Source organism: Tenacibaculum salmonis (genome assembly GCF_041053065.1).
In the GTDB taxonomy this organism is placed as follows: domain Bacteria; phylum Bacteroidota; class Bacteroidia; order Flavobacteriales; family Flavobacteriaceae; genus Polaribacter; species Polaribacter pacificus_A.
This window is the reverse complement of record NZ_JBFCVV010000001.1, coordinates 2,561,650-2,577,810: the sequence shown is the minus strand read 5'-3', so window position 1 is coordinate 2,577,810 and position 16,161 is coordinate 2,561,650. Positions and strand designations below refer to the sequence as shown.

Sequence of the window (16,161 nt, the reverse complement as noted above, 5' to 3'; positions counted from 1 at the left end):
TTCTTAGAATCTAAAGTGTGAGAATGCTTTGTTAGCTTCAGCCATTTTATGCGTATCAGTACGCTTCTTAACAGCGGCTCCTTCTTCTTTAGCTGCAGCTAAAATTTCAGCAGCTAAACGCTGTGCCATTGTCTTCTCATTACGCTTACGCGTATAAGTGATCATCCATTTAATTGCCATAGATACTTTACGATCTGGGCGAATTTGCATAGGAATCTGGAATGTAGCTCCACCAACACGACGAGAACGAACCTCTACATGTGGCATAACATTAGATAAACCATCTTTCCAAATTTCTAAAGCTGACTTCTCTTCGTCAGTTTTCTTTTCGTTTACGATGTCTATTGCATCATAAAATACTTTAAAAGCCACAGATTTTTTACCATCCCACATTAAGTTATTCACAAAACGTGTTACCAATTGGTCATTAAACCTTGGATCTGGTAAAAGAACTCTTTTTTTCGCTTTTCTTTTTCTCATGTCTTTACATTAAAAAAGTTAATTAATTTTACTTCTTTGGGCGTTTTGCACCGTACTTAGACCTACGTTGAGTTCTACCCTCAACTCCTGCAGTATCTAACGCACCACGTACTACGTGATACTTAACACCTGGCAAATCTTTTACCCTTCCACCTCTAACTAATACTATCGAGTGCTCTTGCAAGTTGTGCCCTTCACCTGGAATATACGCGTTAATTTCGTTACCATTTGTTAATCTTACCCTTGCTACCTTACGCATTGCTGAGTTAGGTTTCTTAGGTGTAGTGGTATACACACGCGTACAAACTCCACGTCTCTGAGGACAAGCTTGTAATGCAGCCGATTTACTCTTCTTAGTTATTTTGGTTCTTCCTTTACGAACTAATTGTTGAATAGTTGGCATACTATTATTGCTTGTTTTTAATTTGTACTTAAATTACTCTGTTTTAAAAGAGTGTGCAAACTTACGTTTTTTTTTCTAAACATTCAAATATCAGATAGTTATTTTTTATTTCAATAAAAAAACCATATTTACTCAAACCCTACAATAATACATCAATAAAAAACGCTAATTAAACTCTTCAACTTATATAAAGAACATCTAATAAACAAGAACTTACAAAACCAAGTAAGTAAGTAAATTAAAATTAACTCTTAAAAAATTGTTTTTTTTAAGAAAATTTTAAGAACTTAGCGGCTAATTTATTCAAATAATTATAAAATGAAAACAAAGTTTAATGGAATTTTAACGCTACTACTAGCGTTAATTGTGCAGATATCGTTTGCACAAGACAAAACAATTTCAGGTACTGTTTCCGACGAATCAGGTCCTTTACCTGGGGTTACAGTATTGAAAAAAGGTACAACACAGGGTACAGAAACTGATTTTGATGGTAACTACAGCATCAAAACTAAAACAGGTGATGTACTGGTTTTTAGTTTTGTAGGAATGAAAACTACGCAAAAAACTGTTGGTAATTCAAACACAATTAATGTTGTATTAGAAAACGACAATGTTTTAGAGGAAGTTGTAGTTACTGCTTTGGGTATTAAAAAGGAGAAAAAAGCTCTTGGATACTCTGTTGCATCAATAAAATCTGAAGAAATTCAAGGTAAACCAACAGTTGATGTTGCTGATGCTTTAACAGGTAAAGTAGCTGGTGTTGATATTATTAGTGGTGGTTCTACTGTAGGTGCGGGAGCAAACATTATTATTAGAGGTTATTCTTCTATTACAGGTAATAATCAAGCATTAATTGTTGTAGATGGTGTACCTATCAGTTCAGCATCTAATGCTACTAATGATTTTGATACTGCCTATGGTGCTTCTTCTGGTAGTAGAATGTCTGATATAGACCAGAACAATATTAAAAACATAGAGGTATTAAAAGGATTAAGTGCTACTGTTTTATATGGTGAAGAAGGTAGAAATGGTGTTATTTTAATTACTACCAAAACAGGATCTAGTGGTTCTTCAAATAAAAAAACGAGTGTTACAGTTAACTCTTCAGTATTCTTTTCAGAAATTACTGGTTTACCAGAATGGCAAGATACTTATGGTAATGGTTTTCAAGGTTCTGCTTCTAGAGCATTTAGTAACTGGGGTGCAAAATTTAGCGAAGTATCTGAAGTTCCACATATATACGCTGGTAATAGTTTTCAAAGTATTCAAGGTGGTGGTAGCTATGCTGATTTTTTTCCAGAATACGTTGGACAATCGTATGCATATAAACCATATGATAACGTAGAAGGTTTTTTTAGAACTGGTGCTAGTATCGTTAACTCAATTTTATTAAACGGTGGTGGTGAAAAATCAAGATTTAGCCTTAGTTATACAAATAGCGATGTTGAAGGTATTACTCCTGGAAACGCGATAATAAGAAACAACTTAAGTGTAGGAGGAAGTGCAAATTTAGATAACGGATTAGTTGTTAGTGGTTCTATGAACTACATTAATTCTGATATGAAAACACCTCCTTCTGCAGCTTCATATGGTAGTAACGCTAGTGCAGGAGCTTCTTCTATATTTGCGAATGTTTTGTATACTCCAAGAAGTGTTGATTTAAATGGTTTACCTTGGGAAGACTCTCTTAACAGATCTGTTTATTATAGAACTGATAACTCGATACAAAACCCTTATTGGACTGTTAATAACGAAAAATACCAAGAAAGCACTGATAGAGTCCAAGGTAAGGTATCTTTATCATACCCTATTACAGATAACATGAATATTATGTATAGAGCCGGGTTAGATTCTTATACATTAGAAAAAACTTTCTCTGTAAATAAAGGAGGTATTACATTTGATGGTTTAGGTAGGTTAGATAAAGAATTTGTTCGTGAAAGAATTTGGAACCATGATTTAATTTTAACTGGTAACCAAGGTATAACAAGCGACATTAGTTTAGACTATACTTTTGGATTAAACTCTAAGCGTACTAATTACGAACAACTTGTTGCAAACTACTCTGATCAACTAGTGTATGATGGTTTTTTTAGCAATAACTTTGTAAACAGAAACGCAGGAAGCTTTTACTCTGACACTGTTAATAAAATGGGAGTTTATGCTGCAGCAAACTTAAGTTATAAGAACTTCTTATACTTAAACTTAGTTGGTAGAAATGACTGGGCATCTACACATGAATCTGGAAATAACTCTTTATTTTACCCAGGAGCTAGTATTTCACTTTTACCATTAAAAGCTTTTAATATAGATACTAATGGAGCTGTAAATTTCTTAAAATTAAGAGGTGGTTATGGTTCTTCTGCTCGTTTTGCAGGACCATATAATACTAGAAACACTTTAGATGTTAGAGCTAATTACTGGCTTACAGGAGATAACACATCTGTTAATGTTAATAATGTAAGTAACACAAGAGGTAACCCTAATTTAAAGCCTGAACTACAAACTGAAATTGAATTTGGTATTGAAGGTAAGTTCTTAAAAAATAGAGTTTCTTTAGACTTATCTGTTTATCAGAGAAATGCTAAAGATCAAATAATTAACAGACAGTTAGATGCGTCTACTGGAGTTACTGACATGCTTATTAATGCAGGAGAGTTAGAAACAAAGGGTATTGAAGCATTATTAACTGTTACACCTATTAAAAACGAAAACTTCTCTTGGGATACAACTTTTAATTTTGGTTCTTTTGAGAGTATTATTGTTGATTTACCAGATGATGTAGATCAAATCTCTTTAAATGGTTTTACTAACCTAGGTAACTTTGCTAAAGAAGGTGAAGCATTTAATGCAATTATGGGTACAACTGTTGAAAGAGACGCTAATGGTAACAAAGTTGTGTTAGATAATGGATACTGGAAAGTAGATAATGATATTTCTGTTATTGGTAACCCTAACCCTGATTATACTTTAACAGTTGGTAATAAATTTAAATACAAGAATTTTAATTTAGGATTCCAATTTGATTTTGTAAAAGGTGGAGACGTTTTATCATATACTGTAGCTTCTGTATTAGCAAGAGGTTTAACTGCTGACACCGATGTTGATAGAGGACAGACAGTAATTTTAGGTGGTATTAGAGAAAGTGATGGAGCTGCAAATGCAACTCAGATTAGTTTAACTGATTACTATTTTGATAATTTCTTATATGGTGCTCGTGAGGCTCTTATTTATGATGCAACACACTTAAAGTTAAGAGAAATTTCTTTTGGTTATACATTAACTAAAGAGCAATTAAATAATACACCTTTTAGTGACGTTAGTGTTTCTTTTATTGCTAATAACTTATGGAGAAAAGCATTTAATATGCCTGATGCACACCAAGGTTATGATCCTACAGCTTCTTCTTTAGGAGTTAGTAACTCTAAAGGTCTTGACTTTATGGTTGGACCAAGTACAAAAAGATATGGTGTATCTTTAAAAGCATCATTTTAATATAATACAATAATTTAATTATGAAAAATATAAAAACAAAGGTAGTTAGTTTACTATCTGTTATACTATTAGTTTCCGCTTGTGAAACAACTAGTTTAGATTTGTTGGATAACAATAATACAAGTACACCAGATAAAGCAAACCCTGAATTACTTTTATCAGGAGCTATGACAGACTTTATAGCTTTTAACGAAGAAGTTACTGATCTTACAATGTCAGTATCTAGAATGACTCATATGTATGGACCTGTATATGCTAACGCATATTCTCCAGCTGCATCTAATGATTTATGGAGAGAAGGTTATGCTAATGTACTTGCTAATACTAATGAAGTAATTAAACAAGCACCTGCTTTAAAATTATACGAGCATGCAGCTGTTGCTAAAATTTTACAAGCATATACACTTACAACATTAGTAGATATCTATGGTGATGTACCTTATTCTGAAGCAAATAATAACGATATATTAAATCCATCGGTTGATAAAGCAGGAGACGTTTATAAAGCGGTATTAAACTTACTTAACGAAGCTATTGCTGATTTAGAAAAAGACTCTAATTTAGGTATAAGTGATGGTAGTGATATTTATTATAGTGGTGATGCTGATAAGTGGGATGCTTTAGCCAAAACACTTAAGTTAAGATTATATAATAATGTTAGATTAACAGATATGTTTGATAAAACTGCTGTTGAAGCTTTAATTGCTGAAGGTGATTTTATACAAAATTCTTCTCAAGATTTTGAAGTTAAATATTCTACGAATATTAAAGATCCTGATACTAGAAGTGTAAAGTTTAAAGATGGATACTTAGGAGACCCTGATGAATATATGTCTACTTATTTTATGAGTTTATTAAAAGATAGTAAATCTATACAAGATCCTAGAATTCGTTACTACTTTTATAGACAAACTTTTTCATACCCTGATGCTACAACAAGTGATGGATTGTTTACATTACCATGTTTAGGAGAATCTAAGCCTGATCATTATGGTTTTAATGACCCATTTTGTACTATAGGTAGTGGTTATTGGGGTAGAGATCACGGAAATGCAGCCGGAGGTCCACCAGATGGTAACTTAGTAACTGTTTGGGGATTATACCCTGCAGGAGGAAAATATGATAACAATCAGTTTAATGCTGTGAAAGATTCAGACGGAGCAAAGGGTGCAGGTATATTACCTTTGATTACTGCTTCAAATACGAATTTTATATTAGCTGAATTAGCTTTAGAAGAAACTACAACTGGTGACGTTAAATCATATATTGAAGCTGGTATTAGAGCTTCTATGACTAAAGTAATGAACTTTAAAAAAGAAGCAATACCAAGTGGAGCAAATACTGCTGATAGTGATGATGTTGATGCATATGTAAACGAAGTTTTAACTAACTACGACGCTGCTAGTAATGATGAAAAGTTAAATATACTTATAACAGAATCATTTATAAGTAACTGGGGTAATGGTTTAGAAGGTTACAATGCTTACCGTAGAACAAGTATGCCTAATGATGTACAACCTACTATTGCTGCTTCACCTGGTGATTATGTTAGATCATTTCCATATGCGTCTGAATTTGTTAACTTAAATTCAAGTGTTGATGCTAAGTCTGGTGTTGGTGTAAAAGTTTTTTGGGATACAAACCCTGACAATTTAAAATAATTTTAAAAACTACAATGATGGTAAAACAAATTATAAAAACAATATCCTTAGGCTCACTAATAGCCTTATCAATTATAGGATGTGATGATAATACAAATGAATTACAAACTGTAGCTTCAACAGGAGAAAAAGGTGCCTATGCTAGAGTTTTGTCTATTTCTGATGACATAAATGCAAACTTACTTGATACTGAAAACTCAAAATGGGAAGCACAGGTTGAGTTTGTTGATGCTCAACAAGGAAAATTAGTTGAATCTTATTCAATTTACGCTACTTTTAAAGATAATACTATTGCTACTGAAGATGCTCCTGATAATTCTATTAAAAATGAAGTTTTAATAAGTACTTGGGAAAAATCATCATTTACTGCAACTGAAACTTATCCTAAATTAGACATTGTTGTTAATGCTAAAGATATTATTTCTAAATTAGGTTTAGATTTAGACTTAACTGAAGGAGGAGATTCTTTTGTTTTAAGAGGTGAAATTTCATTATCTGATGGAAGAACTTTTTCTTCGACAAATTCTGGTGTTAGTGTTAATTCTGAATTATTCTTTAATGATGCATTTAGTTTTACGAGTACTTTAGTTTGTGTTCCTGCTAGTCCACTTACTGGAGACTGGAAAATAGAAATGTTTGACAATTACGGTGATGGATGGAACGGTGGTTTTATTACTGTAACATTAGATGGTGTTTCTACTGAATATAAAGCTGAAGGATCTGAAACATCAGTTACATTTAACGTTCCTGCAGGTACTTCATCTTTAACGTGGCAATATACAACAGGTTCATGGGAATCAGAAAATACATTTAAAATATATGCCCCAAGTGGTAATATAGTATCTTCTGAAGGTCCATCTCCAAATCCAGGGGCTATACCATTAAACCTTTGTGCTGAATAATTATATATTATTAACTTAATAATATATTAACCACCTCTTACGAGGTGGTTTTTTTATACAATAAATTGAACTACCTTTGCAGTATGGAAGAAAACACTACTATTTTTGGTATTAGAGCAATTATTGAAGCAATTGAAAGCGAAGCTTCAATTAACAAAGTATATCTACAAAAAGGACTTCGTGGAGAATTATTTTTTGAATTAGATAAGTTATTAAGAAAAAACAAAGTTTCAATAAGTGTTGTACCTACTGAAAAATTAGATAGACTATCTAAACACAGTAATCATCAAGGAGCTGTTGCTAGAATTTCTCCTGTTGATTTTCATGATTTAGAAACTTTAATTGAAACTACTTTAGAATCTGACAAAACACCTTTATTTTTATTATTAGACCAAGTGTCTGATGTTAGAAACTTTGGTGCTATTATTAGAACTGCTGAATGTACTGGAGTAAACGGTATTATTATCCAAAGAAGTGGTAGTGCTCCTGTAAATGCTGAAACAATTAAAACATCGGCAGGTGCAGCTTTTAAAATTCCTATTTGTAAAGTTGACCATATTAAAGATGCTATGTTTCAATTACAAGCTGAAAACATAAAATTAGTTGCCGCTACCGAGAAAACAGAAGACTCTGTTTTTGATGTTGATTTTAATCAGCCAATTGCTATTGTAATGGGTTCTGAACACAAAGGTGTTAGTAACTCTGTATTAAAAATGGTAGACTATAAAGCTAAATTACCTTTACTTGGTGATATTGAATCTTTAAATGTTTCTGTTGCTTGTGGAGTTTTTCTTTATGAAACTATCAGACAAAGACAATAAATATTACAAAATTATAAAAATTAAAATCCTGCTTTTTGCAGGATTTTTTTATATCTTATTTTATGTAAAAAATAAAAAAACTTGTAAATTTTCTATTATAAGCAACAAAGCCTAGCCCCGATTGAAGCAATTGTTTGAGCTCTTTTTTGTTTTTTTCAAACAAAAAAAGCGAGTGCGAAAAGCGGGAAATTGCTTCTAAAAAACTACTTTGAAATAATATAATTGATTTTTAAAACTTTCGGAACATCCATTTTATCATCTTTATTTTCATCTTCAATTTCTTTATCTTCTTGATGACTTACCTCCTCTTCTTTTTCGATAATTGGCGGTGCATAATTACCTTGTTCATCAAACATTTCATCAAAAGCTGTTTTAGAAAAAATATGTTTTTCTTTTACAATTCCGCTTTTTCTATATAAAATTGACAACAAAAAACCTGTTATAAATCCTGATAAATGTCCTTCCCACGACATTCCATCTTTTATTGGTAATACGTACCAAATCATACTTCCGTATAAAAAAATTGTAATTAACGAAACTGCTACTAATCTATAATGTTTTTTTATTATTCCACTAAAAAAAACAAAACTAAAAAGTAAATAAACAATTCCACTTGCACCAATATGATAAGATTCTCGAGCAATAATCCACGTTAAAAAACCTGTGAATAATCCGCCGAAAATTAAAACCTTTAAAGCAACTTTATCATAAAAATAAAAAAGACAACTTCCAAGCACAAATAAAGGAACGGAATTATTAAAGAGATGACTTGTATCACTATGGATAAAAGGCGAGGTTAAAACACCTTTTAAACCACTTATTTCTCTTGGTAAAACTCCAAATTTATTAAAATTGAATCCAAATTTGATTTCTACCCAATATATAAACCATATTGAAATGACAAAAATAAATGGAATTACAAAAACGTTGTTCGAATATTTTAATTGAGTATCTGTTTTCATATTTATAAAAATAACAAAAATAAATCCAAATAAAAATTTCGGAAGATCTGTCATAAATCTTTGGTATTTTTACAAAATGAATGAACCTTTGGCAGAAAGAATACGTCCACAAAATTTATCAGATTATATTAGTCAGCAACATTTAGTTGGCGAAAATGGTATTTTAACCAATCATATTAAACAAGGAATTATTCCTTCGTTAATTCTTTGGGGACCTCCAGGAATTGGAAAAACAACCTTAGCAAATATTATTGCTAATGAATCTGGTCGTCCTTTTTACACGTTAAGTGCTATTAGTTCTGGTGTAAAAGATGTTCGTGAAATAATTGAAAAAGCGAAAAAAAGTGGCGGTTTATTCAGTCAAAAAAATCCTATTTTATTTATTGATGAAATTCATCGCTTTAGCAAATCGCAACAAGACTCTTTACTTGGCGCTGTTGAAAAAGGTTGGATCACTTTAATTGGTGCAACTACCGAAAACCCAAGTTTTGAAGTTATACCCGCCCTACTCTCTCGTTGTCAGGTGTATATTTTAAATTCTTTTGATAAAAATGATTTAATCGCTCTTTTACACAGAGCCATGAAAAAAGATAGTTTTATTGCTGATAAAAAAATCACCTTAAAAGAAACCGATGCTTTATTACAAGTTTCTGGTGGCGATGCTCGTAAACTTTTAAATATTTTTGAATTATTAGTTGCTCCTGATAATAAAGTTGAAATTACTAATGAACTTGTTTTATCAAAAATTCAAAAAAACACAGTTCGATATGATAAAACTGGTGAACAACATTATGATATTGTTTCGGCTTTTATAAAATCGATACGAGGTAGCGACCCAAATGCAGCAGTTTATTGGTTAGCAAGAATGATTGAAGGCGGTGAAGATGTAAAATTTATTGCTCGTAGAATGCTTATTGCAGCTTCCGAAGATATTGGAAATGCAAATCCAACAGCTTTTATTATGGCAAATAGTACGTTTCAATCGGTTGCTGTAATTGGATATCCTGAATCAAGAATTATTTTAAGTCAATGTGCTATTTATTTAGCAAATTCTCCAAAAAGTAATGCTTCTTATATGGCTATTGGTGAAGCTCAAAATTTGGTACGAACAACTGGTGATTTACCTATTCCGTTACATTTAAGAAATGCTCCGACAAAATTAATGAAAGATTTAAACTACGGAAAAGACTATGCATATTCACATAATTATACGGGTAATTTTGTAAATCAAGAGTTTTTACCTGATGAAATTAAAAACACCAAATTATACGAACCTGGTAATAATGCTAGAGAAAATCAATTTAGAGAATTATTAAAACAACGTTGGAAGGATAAATATAAATACTAAAAAAAAGAGTGCATTATAAAAATGCACTCTTTTTATTTTTTGATAAAAAAGCAAGTAATATTTAAAACTTTACTTGATATTTCTCTGTTATTTTAATACCATTTTCATAGTATTCTGCTATCCAAATATCATTATTTTTATAGATAATTCCATTTTTATCTTCAAGAATAAAAACATTTTTTACATTGGTTTTTAATAATTTAAAAACAACTTTTGGATTTGTATCGACTAATTGAAAACCATTTTTTGTTGATTGAGCATATAAATTAATAACCGAAATTTTATTATCAATAATAGAATTATTTACTATTTTTTCAGGAACTATTTTATTCTGATAATCAACCTTATTATTAACAATTGGCGTATAATTATACTTTAAAGCCTTTATCGATTTAAAAGAATTACGAATTGCTTCATGATATGCTTTTTTATAATCTTTTATTCTGCTTTTACCTTCACTAGATGTAAATACAACTTTATTGAAACAATCACGTAATTCAATAGTCGTTTTGATTGTAAATAACGAAGATTTGTTTTTGATAGTTGCTGTTAAAGCCAGACATCTATTATTTACTAGATCAGTTGGTAAAATTTCATCTGCTAAAAAAGCAGTAAAACCATATTTATTGAATAAAAATTTTGTTAGTGAATTTGTTTGATATTGGTCTTCTTTTTTTAAAAATTCAAATCTATTAGGAACAATTACATACCTGTAATTTTGAACTTTTTTTTGAGCAAATATTGATGTTGTTATCATCAATAAAATAATAGTTATTATCTTCATTATTTTACTTTTATATATTAAAAAACGATTATAAATAATCTTTTAATTTAATTAAATTATTAATGGTTAATACTCCTGAATCTGATTTATTTTCTGATGTAAAATGAATTGCTAACATCCCTGAATTTAATGCTCCTAAAACATCTGCTTCATAACTATCACCTATCATTATTGCGTTTTCTGGTACAGTTTTAACTTTATCTAATGCAAATTCAAAAACTTTGGAATTTGGTTTTTTTAACCCTATGCTTTCTGATGTTATTATTTGATTAAAGTAATTAGCAATTCCTGAATTTTGCAATTTTTTATTTTGAATTTCTTCAAAACCATTTGTTATGATATGTAGTTCATATTTTTGCTGTAAATATTTTAAAACCTCAACAGTATTGTCAAATAAATGATTATAAGTTGAAAGATATTTTATGTACAAATCTGAAATTAAATGAATTAAATTAGGTGTTACTTTATAATTTAAAGCATCAAAAACTTCTTTTAATCTATTAAATCTTAAATCTGATTTAGAAATTTTATCTTCTCTATATAATTTCCAGTATTTTAAATTTACAGGCATATAAACTTTTAAAAAATCATCTATATTAAGTTTAATATTTTGTTCTTGAAAAATTTGTTGAAAAGTTAATTTTGAATTTTTATCAAAATCCCACAGAGTATGATCTAAATCAAAAAAAATATGTTTAACATCCATATTGGTTTATTTTTATAATTTATATTAATTAAGTTCTGGCTATTTTTAGAGTAGCACTATAAAGCCTCCTCCATCCTCTCCAACGTTGATAATTACTTAAACTTTCGTTATGAAAAACAGTAATAAAAACACCATTTACAGCTTTTACTTCATTTTTTAAATCTCTTATTTTACCCAATGATTGCTTTGGTGTTAACTTCATATAATCGTTTAATGTTGTATCAATTAAAGCAAAAGGAAACACTTTTAAAGGTGTTTGAATTTCAAAAGCTAAATCGTAAAAATAAAAAGGAGTACAAGTACTTGCTCTGAACCCGCTATGACTTGTATATCCCATAGAATAATCCTCGGCTATTTCTAAATCTATTAAATTTTGATAAGTTTCAGGTAATGATAATCTTAAAAAATGCTGACGAGAACGTTTTATCGGCATATTAATAATATTTTCTAAACGTTCTTTTTCTTTTTTTAATAATACATTATCACTCATTGTATGATATGATGGATGTAAACCTACCCTAGCATAATCAACCATATCTTTTATCAATAATTTAAACTTAGTTTTTGATGCAGATACATTGGTGTCAAATGTTGTATAATCACCTATTAGAAAGAAAAAAACAGTTCTAACTTTATATATCTTTTTTAATTCTAATATTGACTTAAAAGTATCAAAAGGATCTTTTTTGATATTAAATACAACAGCAAATCGATCCCAAATAGTAAAAATTTTCAATTGTGATGCATCTTTTAAAAACCCACCTATCGTTCTTATAAAACTTTTATGCTTATAAGCAAAAGCATTGTCAACATCAATAGTAGAAATGTATTCATATTTTCTAGTAGCATGTTCGTAATCTGGAAACTTTATTTTTAAAATTTCTAAAAATTTATATGCCCAAATATCAACAAGTGGCTTTTCTAAAAAACCATTTTTAAAAGCAATACTTTCTGTAGCCAAAAAACGAGCATGCGTATCTTTTATGTGAGGTAGATACTCTTCGTATCTAGAAATCAAATAAAAAGTTGCGGCAAAAATATCAAAAGGAATTTCAGATTTTTCATCTGTAGCAAAAAAACAAGGAGTACTATCCCATTTTTTAATATGTATTTCAAAATTTTTTACTCCTTGCTGATTTAACAACTCGTTACTTTTAATAAAAAACTCTTTACCTAATGCTACCTTTGTGTATGAAAATTTAGGTCCATTATATGCTACAAACTCTTCTACTTTTGATGTAAATTGAATCGATATTTGTAAAATACGTGTAAAAACATGTTTAAAAACATACCGAATACGAGGTGTAATTTCTGGGGTATATATCAGTATCATAGTTGTTCGATGATTTTCAGAGAACATAAGTAAGTATTAATATTACTTTTCATCTACAGAGCTAAAATACGTTTTGTTCCGTAATTATTAAATGATTCTTATCTTTTTATCTAACGTAATACAGCTTCTTTTTTTATTTAATAATAAATAAAACACCTTACTCGCTTTTGATTTTACTAATAAGTGATTAATCTGTAAGATTAACCTCAACTTTTTATAAGGTTTATTATCTAATATACAATATTTTATTAAATTCTTTTTCATAAGGTATTCTATCAAAAATAGTTATAAATACAATCCATTTTTTGCACAAGCCAAAGAACCGCTGTATATTTGCACACTATTTTTTAAATTAAAACATGAAGATTATTATAGCTGGTGCTGGAGATGTTGGTTTCCATTTAGCTAAACTCCTTTCTTACGAGTCACAAGATACTTATGTTATTGACTCTGATGGCGAAAAGCTAAATTACATCAATAACCATTTAGACGTTATCACTAAAAAAGGTGACGCTACTTCTATTAATTTATTAAAAGAAATAGGTATTGAATCTGCTGATTTGTTGTTAGCAGTTACTGAAAGCCAAAACACTAATTTTACAATATCAGTAATAGGGAAAGCACTAGGTGTAAAAAAAACCATTGCTAGAATTAACAATCCTGAGTTTTTAAAGAACGATAGTATTAACTTTAAAGATTTTGGTGTTGATTTTATGATTTCTCCTGAAGCTTTAGCTGCCGAAGAAATAAAAATGCTTTTAAATCAATCTTCTTTTAACGATACTGTTGCTTTTGAAAATGGTGTGTTTAATATAATGGGAACAACCCTTGGATATAAATCTCCTATATTAAATTTAACCGTAAAAGAAGCTAAAGAAAAATTTAGTTTGGTTGATTTTATTACTATCGCCATAAAACGAGAAGGAATTGCACAAACAATTATTCCTCGTGGTGACACTACTTACAAAATTAACGATCAAGTTTATTTTTCAGTACCAAATTATAGTATTAATAAACTACATCCTATTATTGGTAAAAAGCAAATAGACATTAAAAATGTAATGATTCTTGGCGGAAGTAATATTGGTCAGAAAACATCTAAAAGTCTTTGTAAAGATAATTTTAATGTAAAACTCATTGAACGTAAAAAAGAAAAAGCCTTAAACATTGCTGAAGATTTAATAGATACTTTAGTTATTCATGGTGATGGTAGAGATTTAGAGCTTTTAGAAGAAGAAAACATCCGAGAAATGGATGCTTTTATTGCTGTTACTGGCGATTCTGAAACCAACATAATGTCTTGTTTAGTAGCAAAATCGAAAGGTGTTAAAAAAACAATAGCATTAGTTGAAAACATGGATTACATCCATATTTCACAAACTATTGGTATTGATACGCTTATCAATAAAAAATTAATTGCGGCAAGTAATATTTTTCGACACATTCGTAAAGGAGAAATTTTAGCACTAGCCAACTTACATAATATTGATGCCGAAGTTTTTGAGTTTGAAGTGCAACTAAATGCAAAAGTAACTCAAAAACCAATTAAAGAATTACGCTTCCCTAGAGAAGCAGTTTTTGGAGGTGTAATTAGAGATGGAAAACCTCATATGTCTTTTGGTGATTTTCAATTACAAAGTGGCGATAAAGCAATTGTTTTTTGCTTACCCGAAGCAATATCAATTGTAGAAGATTTATTCAACTAATGGAGAATTTTAATTTAAAACTAATTTATCGATTTTTAGGAATAACAGCGATTCTTAATGGGCTATTTATGTGGCTTACCTTACCTTTTAGTTTTTATTATGATGAACCTTCTAAATGGGGTATATTAAATGCTGCTATTATTACCGTAGCTATAGGGTTGATTCTTTATTTTTTTAATAAACCTGATACAAAAAAAATAAAGAAAAAAGAAGGATACCTCATTGTTACCTCAGGCTGGCTTATTTTAACAGTTACAGGAATGCTTCCTTATTTATTTTCTGGTAGTATCCCAAGTATCACAAACGCCCTTTTTGAAACTATTTCAGGATATTCAACAACAGGATCATCTATTTTAACTGACATAGAATCTATGCCGAAAGGAATTCTATTTTGGCGTAGTGCTACTCACTGGATTGGTGGAATGGGAATTATTGTACTTACCATTGCAATATTGCCTTTATTAGGAATTGGAGGAATGCAATTATTTATGGCAGAAGCTCCAGGACCATCAGCAGATAAATTACACCCTCGTATTACAGATACAGCAAAACGTTTATGGCAAATTTACGTACTACTAACTCTTACTCAATTTTTATTATTGAAAGTAGCAGGTATGGGCTGGTTTGATGCACTTAATCATGCAATGGCAACTATTAGTACAGGTGGATTTTCAACGAAAAATGCAAGTGTTGCTCATTGGAACGGGAATCCTATCATACAATATATCATCATATTGTTTATGTTTTTGGCAGGTACAAATTTTGTACTCACCTATTTTGCATTAAAAGGAAAAGTTAGAAAAGTAATTCAGAGCGAAGAATTTAAATATTATTTATTCGGAGTATTAGGAATTTCTAGTATTATTGCTATTATGATTATTTTTAATCAAGATCCTTTATTACATACTTCTATTGAGCATCCGATGGTTTTTGGTAAAGTTGAAAGTGCTATACGACACTCTTTATTTTCCGTGATTTCAGTAATAACAACGACAGGTTTTGTAACTGCCGATTTTACTATGTGGAGCTTTTTTGTAACAGCAATATTCTTTTCATTATTTTTTTTAGGAGGATCAGCAGGTTCTACTTCGGGTGGAGTAAAAATTGTAAGACATATTATTTTATTAAAAAGTAGTTTCTTAGAATTTAAAAAATCTTTACATCCTAATGCAATAATACCTGTTCGTTATGATGGTAAGGCTGTTAAGCAAACTATTGTTTTTAACATATTATCTTTCTTTGTTTTATATATGTTAATATTTATTATGGGTAGTATAATATTAACATTCTTTGGATTAGAGTTTTACTCTGCTTTAGGAGCTTGTGCATCTTCTTTAGGAAACGTTGGTCCAGGTTTAGGAAGTGTAAGTCCTGTTGATAATTTTAATCATTTATCAACAGGCGCTAAATGGTTCTGTTCTTTTTTAATGCTTATTGGTCGTTTAGAACTTTTTACTGTATTAGTTTTATTTACACCTTTCTTTTGGAGAAAAAATTAATTATAACTAATAAATATTTTCTTCAAAAATTTATTTTATACCATTTATAATTACCTTTAAC

The 16,161-nt window shown here is 29.9% G+C and carries 13 protein-coding genes; 7 read left to right on the top strand and 6 right to left on the bottom strand.

Annotated features, from left to right (window positions below; genetic code table 11):
- Window positions 1-3: 3 nt before the first annotated feature.
- Window positions 4-480, bottom strand: a complete 477-nt coding sequence (gene rpsG, locus AB0T67_RS11315; protein ID WP_058885440.1) for a 30S ribosomal protein S7 — start codon at window positions 478-480, stop codon at window positions 4-6.
- Between the two features lie 28 nt (window positions 481-508).
- Entirely contained in the window at window positions 509-883 is a 375-nt protein-coding gene (gene rpsL, locus AB0T67_RS11310; protein WP_028887479.1) for a 30S ribosomal protein S12, read from the bottom strand.
- Window positions 884-1,201: 318 nt separating this feature from the next.
- Between rpsL and AB0T67_RS11305 the strand changes: the two genes are divergently transcribed.
- The 4 genes from AB0T67_RS11305 to rlmB all read left to right on the top strand — a co-directional run bounded on the left by AB0T67_RS11305 (window position 1,202) and on the right by rlmB (window position 7,762).
- Complete coding sequence (locus AB0T67_RS11305) at window positions 1,202-4,378, top strand: SusC/RagA family TonB-linked outer membrane protein (RefSeq protein ID WP_369220388.1); 3,177 nt, start codon at window positions 1,202-1,204, stop codon at window positions 4,376-4,378.
- A 20-nt stretch (window positions 4,379-4,398) separates the two neighbouring features.
- The gene (locus tag AB0T67_RS11300; protein WP_369220387.1) at window positions 4,399-6,039 is read left to right on the top strand and encodes a SusD/RagB family nutrient-binding outer membrane lipoprotein; all 1,641 of its coding nucleotides are present in this window, start codon (window positions 4,399-4,401) and stop codon (window positions 6,037-6,039) included.
- Window positions 6,040-6,053: 14 nt separating this feature from the next.
- On the top strand, window positions 6,054-6,941 hold the full coding sequence (locus tag AB0T67_RS11295) for a hypothetical protein (RefSeq protein ID WP_369220386.1): 888 nt from the start codon (window positions 6,054-6,056) through the stop codon (window positions 6,939-6,941).
- Window positions 6,942-7,024: 83 nt separating this feature from the next.
- On the top strand, window positions 7,025-7,762 hold the full coding sequence (rlmB, locus tag AB0T67_RS11290; protein WP_271230458.1) for a 23S rRNA (guanosine(2251)-2'-O)-methyltransferase RlmB: 738 nt from the start codon (window positions 7,025-7,027) through the stop codon (window positions 7,760-7,762).
- A gap of 203 nt (window positions 7,763-7,965) precedes the next feature.
- Here the strand turns inward: rlmB and AB0T67_RS11285 are convergent, their stop codons facing one another.
- The gene (locus AB0T67_RS11285) at window positions 7,966-8,724 is read right to left on the bottom strand and encodes a rhomboid family intramembrane serine protease (protein ID WP_369220385.1); all 759 of its coding nucleotides are present in this window, start codon (window positions 8,722-8,724) and stop codon (window positions 7,966-7,968) included.
- Between the two features lie 76 nt (window positions 8,725-8,800).
- On the opposite strand from AB0T67_RS11285, the gene AB0T67_RS11280 reads away from it, so the two are divergent.
- Entirely contained in the window at window positions 8,801-10,072 is a 1,272-nt protein-coding gene (locus tag AB0T67_RS11280; RefSeq protein ID WP_369220384.1) for a replication-associated recombination protein A, read from the top strand.
- Between the two features lie 61 nt (window positions 10,073-10,133).
- On the opposite strand, the gene AB0T67_RS11275 is transcribed toward AB0T67_RS11280, so the two are convergent.
- From AB0T67_RS11275 to AB0T67_RS11265, 3 genes are read right to left on the bottom strand one after another with little or no spacing between them, the layout of a single operon-like run.
- On the bottom strand, window positions 10,134-10,856 hold the full coding sequence (locus tag AB0T67_RS11275) for a hypothetical protein (RefSeq protein WP_369220383.1): 723 nt from the start codon (window positions 10,854-10,856) through the stop codon (window positions 10,134-10,136).
- Between the two features lie 28 nt (window positions 10,857-10,884).
- Complete coding sequence (locus tag AB0T67_RS11270; RefSeq protein ID WP_369220382.1) at window positions 10,885-11,562, bottom strand: YjjG family noncanonical pyrimidine nucleotidase; 678 nt, start codon at window positions 11,560-11,562, stop codon at window positions 10,885-10,887.
- Between the two features lie 28 nt (window positions 11,563-11,590).
- Window positions 11,591-12,895 carry a polysaccharide deacetylase family protein gene (locus tag AB0T67_RS11265; protein WP_369220381.1) on the bottom strand — a complete coding sequence of 435 codons (1,305 nt, stop codon included), beginning with the start codon at window positions 12,893-12,895 and terminating at the stop codon, window positions 11,591-11,593.
- A 359-nt stretch (window positions 12,896-13,254) separates the two neighbouring features.
- On the opposite strand from AB0T67_RS11265, the gene trkA reads away from it, so the two are divergent.
- Both trkA and AB0T67_RS11255 read left to right on the top strand, forming a co-directional pair.
- Entirely contained in the window at window positions 13,255-14,601 is a 1,347-nt protein-coding gene (gene trkA / locus AB0T67_RS11260; protein ID WP_369220380.1) for a Trk system potassium transporter TrkA, read from the top strand.
- Window positions 14,601-16,100 (top strand): TrkH family potassium uptake protein, encoded by a 1,500-nt coding sequence (locus tag AB0T67_RS11255; RefSeq protein WP_271230465.1) that lies wholly within the window; start codon window positions 14,601-14,603, stop codon window positions 16,098-16,100. Before trkA ends, AB0T67_RS11255 begins: the two co-directional genes overlap by 1 nt.
- Window positions 16,101-16,161: the final 61 nt, after the last annotated feature.

Coding starts and splice junctions, on each gene's coding strand:
- rpsG (WP_058885440.1), bottom strand. CDS start 480: ATGAGAAAAAGAAAAGCGAAAAAAAGAGTTCTTTTACCAGATCCAAGG.
- rpsL (WP_028887479.1), bottom strand. CDS start 883: ATGCCAACTATTCAACAATTAGTTCGTAAAGGAAGAACCAAAATAACT.
- AB0T67_RS11305 (WP_369220388.1), top strand. CDS start 1,202: ATGAAAACAAAGTTTAATGGAATTTTAACGCTACTACTAGCGTTAATT.
- AB0T67_RS11300 (WP_369220387.1), top strand. CDS start 4,399: ATGAAAAATATAAAAACAAAGGTAGTTAGTTTACTATCTGTTATACTA.
- AB0T67_RS11295 (WP_369220386.1), top strand. CDS start 6,054: ATGATGGTAAAACAAATTATAAAAACAATATCCTTAGGCTCACTAATA.
- rlmB (WP_271230458.1), top strand. CDS start 7,025: ATGGAAGAAAACACTACTATTTTTGGTATTAGAGCAATTATTGAAGCA.
- AB0T67_RS11285 (WP_369220385.1), bottom strand. CDS start 8,724: ATGAAAACAGATACTCAATTAAAATATTCGAACAACGTTTTTGTAATT.
- AB0T67_RS11280 (WP_369220384.1), top strand. CDS start 8,801: ATGAATGAACCTTTGGCAGAAAGAATACGTCCACAAAATTTATCAGAT.
- AB0T67_RS11275 (WP_369220383.1), bottom strand. CDS start 10,856: ATGAAGATAATAACTATTATTTTATTGATGATAACAACATCAATATTT.
- AB0T67_RS11270 (WP_369220382.1), bottom strand. CDS start 11,562: ATGGATGTTAAACATATTTTTTTTGATTTAGATCATACTCTGTGGGAT.
- AB0T67_RS11265 (WP_369220381.1), bottom strand. CDS start 12,895: ATGATACTGATATATACCCCAGAAATTACACCTCGTATTCGGTATGTT.
- trkA (WP_369220380.1), top strand. CDS start 13,255: ATGAAGATTATTATAGCTGGTGCTGGAGATGTTGGTTTCCATTTAGCT.
- AB0T67_RS11255 (WP_271230465.1), top strand. CDS start 14,601: ATGGAGAATTTTAATTTAAAACTAATTTATCGATTTTTAGGAATAACA.